The following is a 13078-nucleotide window of genomic DNA, read 5'->3' as shown; positions in this document are numbered from 1 at the left end:
CGAACAAGGCGGTGCGGCGGGACAGGTTGACGGCGGTGGTTTCGGCGGCGTTGTTCATGATGGTCTTCCTTTTAGTCAATGTTTGGATATAAGGGTCTGTGCTACGATTCTTTGCAAGTTTGGCCTTGCGATGGGATGAATCTTAGGCCCGCCACCGCGTTTATGGAACAGACAGCCATGCAAGCCCACTTTGCAGAAATGCACAGCCTCCACTTCACCCCCTACACCGACGCAGATGGCAAGCAGTAACGACTTCGACTGGAACGACATCCCGCTGATCCTGGCGCTGGCCCGCAGCGGCAGCATGAGCGCCACCGGGCGCCAGCTGGGCGTGGACGCGTCGACCATCAGCCGCCGCATCGCCGCCGCCGAGAAGGCGCTGAAGTTGCGCCTGTTCATCCGCGACAACACCGGCTACCAGCTCACCGACGCCGGCCGCGTCTTCGTCGCCCACGGCGAGACCGTCTACGGCAATGTGGAGAGCATGCTGCAAGCGTCGTCGCAGGAGGCGGACGCCACCGCCGGCCCGGTCAACATCACCTCGATCGATTTCCTGTTCGATTACTGGCTGCTGGACCACGTGCCCGAATTGCACGCGCAGCATCCGCATCTGCAACTCACCTTGCAGGCGGAAAACCAGAACCTGTCGTTTACGCGGCGCGAGGCGGACTTCGCCCTGCGCATGGGCAAGCCGGGCGAGGACGCCGCGCTGGTGATGCGCAAGCTGGGCGATCTGGGCTTCGCCGTGTATGGCCACCCCCGCTACGCCGACACCCCGCGCGCCTGCTGGGGCACGCAACCGTGGATCGCCTACGACGACGCGCTGTCCGGCACCGGCGAAATGCAATGGCTGACGGCGATGGCGCCGCAGCCGCGCCGCGTGCTCAAGGTCAACAGCCTGAGCACGATGGTGCGGGCCTGCCGCGCCGGGGTGGGCATGGCGCTGCTGCCGTGCATCATGGGCGAACCGGAAGGCTTGCGCCGCATCGGCGCCGGCGTCGAGGTGCAGCGCGATATCTGGCTGCTGAGCCATCGCGACGCGGGATCGATCGCCCGCTTCAAGGCCGTCTCGGCCTGGCTGACGCAGCTCTACACCAGCCATCAGGACTTGCTGTGCGGCGCGGCCCTCAACCACCGCTAGACCTTCCGCCCGCTTATCCGACTGCGGCGAATAACCCGTCAAATCGCAGTCTGGCCCCTCCTTTTTGCAGTTCGTCACATCCGGGTGGATGTACAGGTAGCCCTTGTCTATAGTTCACTCAACGCAACGAACTACTCAACCCAAGGAGCTCAAAATGAACATCGCAAAAAACATGGAAGCCATCTTCATCGCCGCCATCGTCGTCGCCGGCGCCACCACCTTCGCCACCGCCGCCGTGCCGGCAACGCGTGCAGTAACGCCGGCCGCAGCGCCAGCCACCACGGTCGTCGCCAAGGCCGACACCAGCGCCATGCAGGTGGTGACGGTCACCGCCAAGCGCCTGACCGCCGCCGAAAAAGCAGCCCTGTAATCACACAACGGAGATGGAGCGCATCATGAAAAAATATCTGAAGGCCGCGATGCTGGCCACGGTGTTGTGCAGCGGCGCCAGCGCCGCGCTGGCCGCGGACGTCATCAGCGAGAGCCGCAGTGTCGATGCGCGCGCCGTCAACATCGATCTCGATGGCGTCATCAGCCTGAAGATCAAGCAGGGCGCCGTTGCGTCGCTGACCTTGTACGGCGAACCGGACGCGCTGAAAAAAGTGACGGTGCAGCAGACCGGCGACACGCTGCGCATCGCGACCATCAAGACCAACTCCATCAGCATCGGCGGCAAAAAGGATTTGCGCGCCGAGCTGACCTTGCCGAATCTGCGTGCGCTGACATCGGGCGGCGTGGGCGCCACCGAGGTGGCGGGATTCAGCGGCGAGAACCTGCGCCTGGCACTGGAAGGCGCCGGTTCGGTGAAGGTCAACGCGCAATACCGCAATGTCGACGTGAAGCTGGGCGGAGTGGGCGGCATGACCGTCAACACCGGCAACAGCGACAACGTCGAACTGCATCTTAACGGTGCTGGCCGCATAGAGATGATCGGCCAGACCAAGCAATTGAACGCCAGCCTAGGTGGTGTTGGCAGCCTCGATGCGCAGCAGCTGCGTGCCGAAACGGTCGACGTCAACATGTCGGGCCTGGGCAGCGCGTCGGTCTATGCACGCAACACCGCGAAACTTAATTTGAGCGGTCTCGGTTCGGCCACCGTGTACGGCAACCCGACCAATCGCAAGTCTTCCGCGAACGGCTTGGGCAGCGTGAGCTGGCAGTAAGGAATGCGCCGGAGCGCTCGTGCAGCGCCGGCGGCAAAAGGAAACACATGGGTGTGTTTTTTTCCGTCCGGGAGGATGATCTCCACCCGGACGGTTTTTTTTATTTGAAGCGGCCGCCCAGGGTGGCGTCGTGTCCAAGCACGATGCGCATGTCGGCGCGGGGGGACTTTTCGTTTTGCGCTTTCAGCGGCAGGCCAAGTCGCTCCGACAGCGACTCCGCCATCACTTGCTGCTCGCGCTGATATTCGATGCGGCTGATCGGCACGTCGAAGTTCTTCATGTTCGTCAGCCGCACGGTCTTCACTCCCTCCACGCTCAACGACCGCGCCAGCCGCGCGGCGGCGCCGTTGATGCCATTGCCATTGCTGATTTCGAGGCGCACCGGCGCGGGCATGACCGGCATCGCCGCCGTTGGATTGGCCGGCTTGCCAGGCATCGGCACCGGCATCGCCGTCGCCGTCTCCGTCGAGTCGATCTTCGCCGCCGGCGCGACACGCAGCACCTCCACCAGCGCCGCGCCGAGCTGCCGCACCTCGGTGCGCGGCATCGCCGAGGAAGGAGCCGGTGCGGGCGCGGGCAGATCGGCGGCTTTTTCCCGCAGCAGTGCATAGTCGCGCCGCACATCGTGTGCGCGCAAGGTGGCCGCCTGCTCGTACATTGTGCGCGCCCGCTCGCGCTGGCCGTCCGCGTCCAGCGCCGCCGCCAGCGCTTCCCATTTGGCCGCGTCCATCGGATCGGACAGGCAGGCCCGCTCCAACGCCGTGACGGCCTGGCCACCCGGCGCCACGGCGGGTGGCGGCTGGATCGACGGCGCCGGGGTCCGTATGCCGCCGCAGGCGATCAGCAGCACACCGGTGGCTGTCGCGAGTAGTGTTTTTTTCATCTCGAACCTCCTGTCAACGCGTCATGCCTGGCAACACCGAGCGATAAATCTGTATCCCCGCAGGGCCGATCAACACCAGCATCAGCGTCGGGAAGATGCAGAAGATCAGTGGGAACAACAACTTCAACGCGATCTTCGCCGCCGCCTCCTCGGCCTGCACGCTGCGCTTGCCGCGCAGATTATCCGAATGCACGCGCAGCGAATCGCCCATGCTGGTGCCGAACCGTTCCGACTGGATCAGCATCGCCACCAATGTGTCCACATCTTCGACGCCGCTGCGCAGGGCCAGGTTGCGCAACGCCCGCTCCTTGCTGAAGCCGGCCCGCATCTCCATCAGCACCAACTGCAGCTCCTGCGCCAGCGCCACGCTCTTGATGTGAATCTCGCCGGCCACCTTGGCCAGCGCGCGCTCCAGACTCAGGCCGGCCTCCACGCATACGGTCAGCAGGTCCAGCGCATCGGGAAATGTCTCGAAGATCTCTCGGCAGCGGCCGGCCGCCTTGCGCGATAACACAAAGTTGGGCAGGTAGTAGCCGATGCTGGCCGCCAGCAGCAGCATGAACATGAAGCCCTTCTGCGGCACGGCGCTCAGCATCGTCATCGCCAGCAGCGCGGTCACGCCGGGCAAGCCGAGCGCCAGCACCGTCTTGGCGGCGAAGTACAACGACGGCGCCGACGGGCTGCGCCAGCCGGCGTTCATGAAGCGGGTACGCAATGGCGAGCGCTCCCACCCCTCCTCCGGCAACGACAGCCGCGAAAACGGCTGCGCCACGTGCGCCACCTTCTCGACCCAGCCCCCGGTCACCTCCGGCATGGCGAGCTCCGGCTCGACCACTTCGGTCAGACGCTCGCGCACCTGCACCGGCGAAAAGATTTTCAACGCCAGCATCGCGATGCCGACAACGACGATGAACACTATCGCCAGGAAGAGTATGTGCTGTCCGTCCATGCCGTGCTCCTTTTATATCCGGATGCGTATCAGTTTGCGCATCCAGAAAATGCCGCCCACGGCGACCGCGCCCGAATACCACATCAGCCGAACGCCGATTGGATCGGTCCATAGAACCCGGATGTAGGCCGGATTCGATATCGACATCAACAACAGCACCGCCAGCGGCAGGATGCCCAGGATCCAGGCCGACATACGGCCTTCGGCGGACATCACGCGCACTTGTCCCAGCAGCTTCAGACGGGCGCGTATCAGGCGGCTGATGTTGCCCAGTACCTCGGCCAGGTTGCCGCCGGACTCGCGCTGTATCAGCACCGCGATGACCAGGTAGCGCAGGTCGGTCAGCGGCACGCGCACCGCCAGGTTGTGCAGCGCCTCGTTCATCGGCACGCCGTAGTTGATCTCCTCGTAGGCGAACTTGAACTCGCCGGCGATCGGCTCCGGCATTTCCTCGCCCACCATCTGCATGACGTTGGCGAAGGAATGGCCGGCGCGCAGCGCGCGGCCGAGAAAGTCCGCCGCCTCCGGCAATTGCTCCTCCAGCTTGGACAGGCGCTCGCGCCGCGTGCGCATCAACAATATCCATGGCACCGCCATCGCCAGCGCCACCATCCCGCACGCCGCCAGCAACGGCATGGCCAGCATGCCCGCACCCGCCAGGCCGACCACCAGCATCGCCAGCGAGCAGCCAAGGAACTGCGCCACCGACCACCGGACGCCGGCCTGCAGGAGCAGGTTGTCGAGCGCTCCCAGACGGGCGATGCGGCGCAGCTGCTTTTCCAGCGCCGGCGAGCGGCTGTAGGTGCGCCGTTTGAGGATATCGACCCGTTCGACGCCGCCTTCGCCCCGCTCGGCCATCAAGCGTAGCCGCTTGGCGATGCGCCGCGCGCCGCTGCCGTGGGCGCCCGACCACCACAGCCACGCGCCCTCGACCAGCAGGATCACGGCCGCGAACAGCAGCACCACGAAGGCTGAGAAGATGCCGTCCATGGCGCTTACTCGTAGATCCGGTCGGGATCGAAAACGGAATCGGGCACCGGCACGCCGAACATGCGCAGGCGTTCGGCAAAGCGCGGCCGCACGCCGGTGGCGGAAAAGGCGCCCTGCACCTTGCCGTTGGCGTCGACGCCCTTTTGCTCGTAGCGGAAGATCTCGTGCATGGCAATCACCTCCCCTTCCATGCCGGTCACCTCCTGCAGGCTGACCAGCTTGCGCGTGCCATCCGTCAGGCGCGACACCTGCATCACCACCGTCACGGCGGCGCAGATCTGCTGGCGCGTGGCGCGCGAGGTCAGGTTCACGCCGGCCATGCTGACCATGTTCTCCAGCCGCGCCAGGGCGTCGCGCGGCGTGTTCGAGTGGACGGTGGCCAGCGAGCCTTCGTGCCCGGTGTTCATCGCCTGCAGCATGTCGAGCGCCTCGGCGCCGCGCACCTCGCCGAGGATGATGCGGTCTGGCCGCATCCGCAGCGCGTTGCGCACCAGCGAGCGCTGATTGACCTCGCCCTTGCCCTCGATGTTGGGCGGGCGCGTCTCCAGCCGGACCACGTGCGGCTGGCGCATCTGCAGCTCGGCCGCGTCCTCGATGGTGACGATGCGCTCGGACGCCGGAATGAACCCGGACAGCACGTTGAGCATCGTGGTCTTGCCGCTGCCGGTGCCGCCGGAGATCAGGATATTGATCTTGGCGTGGCCCAGCGCCTTGAGCACCTGCACCATGGGCGGCGTCAGGCTGCGGTTGTCGAGCAGGTTTTCGATCGTCAGCGGGTTGACGGAAAAGCGCCGGATCGACAGGATTGGGCCATCGATCGCCAGCGGCGGAATGATGGCGTTCACGCGCGAGCCGTCCGGCAGGCGGGCGTCGACCATCGGGCTCGATTCGTCCACCCGCCGGCCCACGCGCGAGACGATCTTCTCGATGATCTTCATCAGGTGGGCGTTGTCGTTGAAGGTGACGCTGGTCAGCTCCAGCCGGCCGGATCGTTCGACATACACCTTGGCGTGGGTGTTGACCAGGATGTCCGACACGCCGGGATCGGCCAGCAGCGGCTCCAGCGGGCCGAAGCCGAGCATCTCGTGCTGGATATCGAGGACCAGGTTGTGCCGCTCGTGCTGATTCAGCACGATGCGCTCCTCCTCGATGATGCGCTGGACCAGCAGCGCCAGCTCGTGCTTGAACTGCTCCGGCGTGAGCCGCTGCAGGCGTTCCAGATCGATCCGGTCCATGATCGTCTGGTGCATGCTCTTCTTCAGTTCCTGGTAGGCCGCCGCAGCCAGGCCGGGAGGACCATTGCTGCCCTGCCGCCCGTCTTCGCCGCTGGCCAAACGCTCGCGTAAGCTCATTTTCTACTCCGGAAATCAATCGTTGTCGGTGCGCCCGAACAGGCGGTCGAACAGGCCCTTGCTTTCGGAAACGCGGCGCGCCGTCACCAGCTCCACCAGGTCGGCCAGGCTGCGGGCGACGGCGCTGCTGCGCGACAGCTGCAGCACCGGTATGCCCTGGTTGACCGAGTCCGTGGCCGACATATAGTCGTTGGGGACCGTGTGCATCACTTCCGCGCCCAGCGCCTGCTCCAGGTCCATCAGCCGCAGCTTGCCGCCCTTTTCGTAGCGGTTGACGATCAGGCGGGTGCGGTCGCTCGGATAGCCCAGCGAACGGAAGATGTCGAGCAGGCGGCGGCCGTCGCGGATGTCCGGCAGCGCCAGTTGCAGCACCGGGTAGATCGCGTCCGCCTGATCGAGCGCGCGCAGCGAGATGGCGTCGATCTGGCGGCCGACATCGAGCACGATGTAGTCGTAGTGCTGGCGCGCCACGCGCAGGATGGTGTCCATGTGCTCCGGTTTCATGTCGACCAGGTGGTTGGGATCGTCGGCCGCCGCCAGCACGCCGAAGTTCGAGGCCACGTGCACCAGACACGAATCGAGGAAGGAGCCGTCCATCCGGCTGATCTGGCCGCAGATGTCGGATAGCGTCATCGCCGGCTTCTGGTCCGACACGTACAAGGTGGCGTCGCCGAACTGGCCGTGCAGGTCGATCAGCAGCACCTTCTTGTCGGCCAGCGCGGCGAGCGCGTAGCCGAAATTGGTCGACAAGAACGTGGCGCCGCTGCCGCCCTTGCAGGAGATGAAGGCCAGCACCTTCCCGTCGCGCATCTGGCTCACGCCGGCCGCCACTTCGATGCGGTCCATCGACTCGTGGAAGGCCTTGTGCACCAGCGGCAGCTGCAGCACTTCGCGCATGCCGGCCCGCATCGCGCGGATCAGCAAATCCTGCTGGGGCTCGCGCGTCAGCAGCATGAACGAGGCCGACGGGTAGGTCTTGCCCAGGCGTTCGACCAAATCGGCCTCGCCGGGTTTGACGTCGCTGGCGTCGAAGATCACCAGCTCCGGCGACTCCGGCAACTGGCGTTCGACGGCGTCGCGCAGGCCGTTGCGCGACGCCACCAGCTGCACCGCCGGCATGCGCGCCGAACCCTGTGCGGCGATTTCCGCGTGTAGCAGGCTGTCCCTGCTGATCATCAGTGCTTTCATGGTGGGGCCTTATTTAGCGTCGCTGCTGATCATGAACGTCGGCGCCTGCGGGGCGGTGCCGCTGAAGGTGCGCTGATAGCGTTCGTGGGCGCCCTGCGCGGCCTTTCCGTCCATGCCGGCCACCGGGTCGGTGTTGCGGCGCGCCTGGGGATCGATGATCTGCTGCGCCATGGCGGTGCGGGTGCTGCTGCCGAACTGCTTGTCCCACTGCGGCGTGGTCTGGCCCAGCGGCGTGTTGACGCAGGCGGCCAAGGTGCATACCGCCAGCATGCTGAATAAAATTCGCATAGTGATCCCTAAGAGGTGATTAACGTTTTTCAGTCGTCGACAAAGGCGCCGTGGATGGCAAGGGCGTCGGCACTGGCGGCGGCAGGCCTTCCATTTTCCCGCCGAGGAAGAGCCGCGCGCGGCTCGGCGCCGTGGCGCCGTCGGTCGGCAGCTTGTAGTCGGCCGGCAGCGGCTTCACCAGGTGCGGGGTGACCACGAACAGCAATTCGGTGCGGTCCTGCTGGAAGTCGGTGCTGCGGAACAGCGCACCGAGCACCGGTATCTCGCCCAGTATCGGCAGGCCATGGATATTGGTGGTGCGGTTGTTCTTGATCAGGCCACCGATGGCAAAGCTCTGGCCGTCGAACAGTTCCACCGTGGTGGATGCGCGCCGCGTCGTGATCAGCGGCAGGACGGCGCCGCCGGAGAAGCCGACCGCCGTGATGCCGACGCCCTCGCGCGATATCTCCGACACTTCCGGCGCCACCCGCAGGTTGATGCGCCCCCCGGCCAGCACCGTCGGCGTGAAGCGCAGGCCGACGCCAAACTCCTTCTCTTCCAGGGTCACCTTGTTGTTGTCCTGCGCGACCGGGACGAAGATCTTGCCGCCGGCCAGAAAGCTGCCTTCCTGGCCGCTGATCGCCATCACCGTCGGTTCGGCCAGGATGCGTACCATGCCTTCCTGCCGGTCCGCTTCGATGCCCACACGGTTACCGTCCGGACGGCCCATGCCCAGCAAGCCTTTCAATGTGCCGCTGAAGAAGTTCGCCGCCAAAGTGGTTTGCCAGCCGCCGCCGCCTACGCTCACCAGCAGCCCCGCCTCCAGCTTGTCGAGCAGCGTCTTGGAGACTTCGGCGATCTTCACTTCCAGCATGACCTGCTGAGGCGCGCTGATGTTGAGGAAATTGACGATGCGCGTGCCGCCCGTCGCGCCACCGGCTTTGGCCTCGGTGGCCGGTGCCGGCGCGCCTTTTTCTGCCACGGCGACCGGCAAGGGCTGCGCCGGCCGGCGCACGAAGGCGGCCGCCAGGTCCAGTACGCGCGCGGCGGTCTGCGCGTCGTCGACCATGCCGCTGATGACCAGCGTGTCGCCGGCGGCGCTGATGTGGATGTATTTTTCCTCGGGCATCAGCGCGGCGATCGAGGCTTGCAGCGCCGATGGATCGATGCCGACCACCACTTCGACCACGTTGCACATGCCGCTGCGGCCCTGCACAATCATGTTGCTGGTGCCGATGTCGACGCCGACCACATACAAGGTATCCGGCGCCACCAGCATCGCCTGCAGCACGGCCGGATTGCCGACGCTGCGCGCCTGCACCGCCTCGGGCATGCGCATCAAGGTGGACTTCCCCAACTGCAGCGTCATATTGCCCGGCGCGGCGGCCTGGCCGCTGCAGCGCAAGCCCTTGCCTTCCGCGGAAGGCTCGGGGGCGGGTTTGGCGGCGGTCGCGGTGACGGGTTTGGCAACAGCAGCGGCCTTGGGCGCCGTCACAACCGCAGCCGCGGGCGCCGAAGCCGGCGCGGTCACCGGTCCCAGGGCGGCCGGCGTCACCGCCTGCAGCGGGAGGGTTGCCGCCGCCAGTATCAACAGCGTCGAAGTACGGAGTGGGGTTTTCATGGCGTCCTCACAGACATTCCTGCGTGCGCTGCGTGCCGACGATAACGCCGACACAAGCGCTCGCGCGTGGGGCGGCCGCCACCTGCGGGCGGGGCTTGGCCGCCACCGCCGGTTCGGGAGCGGAAGCGGGCACAGGCTCGACCGGCTTGGCGACCACGCCGAGCAGCGAGGACTTGGTGGCGCCGTCGGTGACACCCGGACGCGGATCGACCTGATTGCGCAGCACCAGCGACAAGGTACCGACACTGCGCGCCAGATCCAGGTTTTCCGCCTGCGAAGGCGTCACTTCCAGCGTGACGGCGTTGACCACGCGCGGCTTGGTCTCGTCGCGCCCCACATCCTGGGCGACGGCCAGCACCAGTATCCGTTCCAGCACGATCTTGGAGATGGCGTTCTCGTTGCCGTGGCCCGACGACTGCGTGTTGACGAGAATATCGACGAAATTGCCCGGCAACGCGAAGCCGGCAACGCCCACCACGTCGTTGACGCGCACCGTGATGGCCCGCTTGCCTTCGGTGATCAGCGCCGAAAGCCCACCGACCGTACCGGCCGGCGCCAGTTTCACTTCGCTCAATGGTTCATCGCGCAACACGCTGGTTTTCAGCACGCGGCCCACCAGCTTGGACGGGTCATGCAGCGCGCCGCGCGGCAGGTTGTCGGCCGGCCAGTCCAGCGATTTCATCATCTCCGGCGTCAGCCGCTGACCGAGGCTGACATCGGTGGCGGCCACCACGATGCGGTTGGCCGTCGTCGGCGTCTGCCGCAGCAGCCAGCGCGACGCCATCAGCACCGCTCCCAGTCCGAATATGACGGCCAGCGCCATCATCCACAGTGCGCGTCGGTTTTTCATAGGATGTGTTGGGCCAGTTGGTCAATGGAGTCGCCGCCGTTGATGGTTGCGTGGGCGGCATGGGCGGCGATGGCGGCCGGCTGTCCGCCGCCGGCGAACATGCTGCTCCAGGCCTGGTCGATGGTGGCCAGGGCCAGGCGTGGCGACTCGCCGTTGAAGCCGGCGAAATCGACGATGCGGCTGATGATCTCCTGCGGGCCGCTGGCCAGCAACGGCAAGCCGCTGCCCGCGTGCAGTTCGTCGATCAGATAGCGCAGCGACGGCTCGTCGTACGCCACGCCGGCGCTCAGGCAGCGCTGGCGGAACAGCGTGCGGTAGTTGGCCGCGCTCAGCGCGCCGACCGCGATCTTGTAGCCGACGCGGCGCAGCGCCGAGGCGTCGAGCAGCGCGTCGGGCGCCTGGCTGGTGGCGAACAGGAGCCGCATCCGGCACGGCGCGCTGAAATGGTAGCCGCCGGCCAGCGACAACTGGCTGCGCTGCAGTTCCTGCGCCTGCGAAAAACGGTTGAACAAATCGGTGGACGACATGCGCTGGCGCCCCAGGTCATCGACGATCAGCAAGCCGTTGTTGGCCATCAGTTGGGGCGGCGCGCGGTAGCAGCCATTGGGCGTGTCCGGCTGCGGGTCGAGCATGTCCTCGCTCAAGTCACCGTCGAGCGCCACCACGGGACGCTGGCACAGTACCCAACGCGGATCGGTGCTGCGCCGCTCGGGCGCCTGGCGCACCTGGCGCGGCAACGGCGCGCGGTGCAGCGCCGGATCGTAAACCTGGATGATATCCTGCCCCACCATCAGCGCGTGCGGCACGGCCACCAGTCCCTGTTGCATGGCGCCGAGACGGCGCGCCAGGGTCGACTTGCCGCCGCCCGACGGGCCGTAGAGCAGCATGGTGCGGCCCGAGTACATGGCCGCGCCGAGCATCTGCTGCACCGACGGCGGCAGAAAATCGTCGGAGAACTCCGCGGCCAGATCGTCCGCGCACAGCTGCGGCGCCTGGCCGGCCTGGCGTTCGACCATGGCGCGGTAGGCCTCCAGCGTGACGGGCGCCGGGCCGACGTAGCGGCAGCGTTCCATCCATCCGCTGGCGCGCTGCTTGCCGGCGGCCGTCAACTGGTACTGGACGTCGATGTCCGATTCGCCGCGCCACGCCACCTCGGCCACGTGCTCGGCGACCAGGAAGTCGAGCGCCTCGCGCAGCACGTTGATCGACAGGTGCAGCTTGGTGGTGAGCACCGGCAAATGGGTCCTGCCGCCGACGTAGATGGCCTTGGCGATCAACTCGACAATCAGCTGTTGCGGCAGGCCGGTGTCGCGCAAGGTTTTGGGCTGCGGCGGCAGCGCGTGGCCCGGCTCCGTCTCCGCAGTGGATGCATAGGGTGAGGGATCGAGGCTGAGCATGGAGGTCTCCGCAGACTGAATTGTTTCATTGAGGAATTAAGTTTATCGGGCGGTGCCCGACGGGCATTGATGCGCAGCAAAGTCGGACCAAGCGTGCCGATCAGCGATGCGCCCACGCCACAAAGCCGCCGGTGCCCAGCGCGATGGCCACGCCATAGGGAATTCCGCCGACGCTGGCGATGGAGGCCAGGGGCACGGAAGCCAGCGGCAGGCCGAGCAGGCGCCACATCAGCGGTTTGCAAATCAGCACGACATTGCGCCAGCTCTCGCGCCAGCGGCCGCTACATAGCAGCATCAGCACGGCCATCACGCCGCCGATCAGGTAGGCCAGCACGCCGATGTACAAGGCCGCCTGCGGCCCGACAAAGGCGCCGACCATGGCCATCAGCTTGACGTCGCCGGCGGCCATGCCACGCAACAAATACAGGGGGAGGAATAAAAAAAAGCCGGCCAACGTGCCGGCCAGCCAGTGCGATAAGGCTGCCCAATCCTGTCCGCCGAGCAGATGCAGTATCATCGCCAACAGCAGTCCACTCAATATGAGGACGTTGGGAATCTTGCGCATGGCCAGATCGGTCACCGCCGCCTGCGCGACCAGACAGATCAGAATGACTTCGATGGCGTTTAACATGGGAGACTTTCGGACGAAAAAATGGCTTTCCAGCCGGGGGGCGACTGGAAAGCCAGACTGTTACGTGGTTGCGTCGGTGATATTTTGACCAATGGTCTCGAACGCGTCCTGCAACACCGGCGTCAGGAAGGCGAACGCGGCGACCACAGCGGCGACCATGGTCGCCGCGATCAGGCCGTACTCGATGGCCGTGATCCCCTGTTCGTCCGACGCAAACGCCTTTGCTGCTGCGATAAGTGAGTTCATGATGTACTCCCTAGTTGAGTCGATTAAAGAAAAAAAACCTCTGATACGGACAGCCGGCCTGCAGACCGCCGTTTCCGCGCCATTGGGATCACTATACGACTAGCAGATTTGAAGGAATTGACGTGCCGCAAGTTTTTCCATGCGGAATTATTTTGAACGGTCAGGGCGCTGCCTGCGGTCGTTGTGACTGGGATATGTCAAACTGGTGGCGTGCTTAAGCTTGTACGCTGGAAACAGTCTGAGCCAGGCCTTGCTGTAGGAAAATGGTTGTAATAAGCTTCAAGGACATTTTTTTTCGCACACAAGAATTGCCTTGATTGCAAAAAGCTATTATCCTGCTTAGCTGTTCTTTGGAAAGGCCCCGTATCGCTTCTTACCGTGCGCCTGACTATCAGAGAAA

General features: G+C 65.4%; 14 protein-coding genes. 3 read left to right on the top strand and 11 right to left on the bottom strand.

Going from position 1 to position 13078, the window contains the following annotated elements:
* Positions 1-235: 235 nt before the first annotated feature.
* The 3 genes from NHH88_02890 to NHH88_02880 all read left to right on the top strand — a co-directional run bounded on the left by NHH88_02890 (position 236) and on the right by NHH88_02880 (position 2304).
* The gene (locus tag NHH88_02890) at positions 236-1141 is read left to right on the top strand and encodes a LysR family transcriptional regulator (GenBank protein ID USX14759.1); all 906 of its coding nucleotides are present in this window, start codon (positions 236-238) and stop codon (positions 1139-1141) included.
* A 154-nt stretch (positions 1142-1295) separates the two neighbouring features.
* Positions 1296-1511 (top strand): hypothetical protein, encoded by a 216-nt coding sequence (locus tag NHH88_02885; GenBank protein ID USX14758.1) that lies wholly within the window; start codon positions 1296-1298, stop codon positions 1509-1511.
* Positions 1512-1536: 25 nt separating this feature from the next.
* Positions 1537-2304: a DUF2807 domain-containing protein gene (locus NHH88_02880; GenBank protein ID USX14757.1), complete on the top strand. Its 768-nt coding sequence runs from the start codon at positions 1537-1539 to the stop codon at positions 2302-2304.
* Positions 2305-2404: 100 nt separating this feature from the next.
* On the opposite strand, the gene NHH88_02875 is transcribed toward NHH88_02880, so the two are convergent.
* The 11 genes from NHH88_02875 to NHH88_02825 form a co-directional block, all read right to left on the bottom strand.
* Positions 2405-3187 carry a LytR C-terminal domain-containing protein gene (locus NHH88_02875; GenBank protein USX14756.1) on the bottom strand — a complete coding sequence of 261 codons (783 nt, stop codon included), beginning with the start codon at positions 3185-3187 and terminating at the stop codon, positions 2405-2407.
* A 13-nt stretch (positions 3188-3200) separates the two neighbouring features.
* Positions 3201-4136: a type II secretion system F family protein gene (locus NHH88_02870; protein ID USX14755.1), complete on the bottom strand. Its 936-nt coding sequence runs from the start codon at positions 4134-4136 to the stop codon at positions 3201-3203.
* Between the two features lie 12 nt (positions 4137-4148).
* Positions 4149-5126, bottom strand: a complete 978-nt coding sequence (locus tag NHH88_02865; GenBank protein USX14754.1) for a type II secretion system F family protein — start codon at positions 5124-5126, stop codon at positions 4149-4151.
* Between the two features lie 5 nt (positions 5127-5131).
* Entirely contained in the window at positions 5132-6478 is a 1347-nt protein-coding gene (locus tag NHH88_02860) for a CpaF family protein (GenBank protein ID USX14753.1), read from the bottom strand.
* A gap of 15 nt (positions 6479-6493) precedes the next feature.
* Complete coding sequence (locus tag NHH88_02855) at positions 6494-7666, bottom strand: AAA family ATPase (GenBank protein USX14752.1); 1173 nt, start codon at positions 7664-7666, stop codon at positions 6494-6496.
* Positions 7667-7675: 9 nt separating this feature from the next.
* Positions 7676-7954 (bottom strand): hypothetical protein, encoded by a 279-nt coding sequence (locus tag NHH88_02850; GenBank protein ID USX14751.1) that lies wholly within the window; start codon positions 7952-7954, stop codon positions 7676-7678.
* A gap of 19 nt (positions 7955-7973) precedes the next feature.
* Entirely contained in the window at positions 7974-9554 is a 1581-nt protein-coding gene (locus NHH88_02845) for a type II and III secretion system protein family protein (GenBank protein ID USX14750.1), read from the bottom strand.
* 7 nt (positions 9555-9561) lie between these two features.
* Entirely contained in the window at positions 9562-10404 is an 843-nt protein-coding gene (gene cpaB / locus NHH88_02840) for a Flp pilus assembly protein CpaB (protein USX14749.1), read from the bottom strand.
* A complete protein-coding gene (locus NHH88_02835; protein ID USX14748.1) occupies positions 10401-11801 on the bottom strand; it encodes an ATP-binding protein in 1401 nt (466 codons plus the stop codon). Before NHH88_02835 ends, cpaB begins: the two co-directional genes overlap by 4 nt.
* Positions 11802-11901: 100 nt before the next feature.
* A complete protein-coding gene (locus NHH88_02830; GenBank protein ID USX14747.1) occupies positions 11902-12432 on the bottom strand; it encodes a prepilin peptidase in 531 nt (176 codons plus the stop codon).
* A gap of 60 nt (positions 12433-12492) precedes the next feature.
* The gene (locus tag NHH88_02825) at positions 12493-12678 is read right to left on the bottom strand and encodes a Flp family type IVb pilin (protein ID USX14746.1); all 186 of its coding nucleotides are present in this window, start codon (positions 12676-12678) and stop codon (positions 12493-12495) included.
* Between the last annotated feature and the right edge of the window lie 400 nt (positions 12679-13078).

The sequence above is a fragment of the Oxalobacteraceae bacterium OTU3CAMAD1 genome, from assembly GCA_024123915.1.
Lineage (GTDB): Bacteria > Pseudomonadota > Gammaproteobacteria > Burkholderiales > Burkholderiaceae_D > Rugamonas.
Note: the sequence above shows the minus strand (reverse complement) of the source record. Positions and strands in the feature narration are given on the sequence as shown.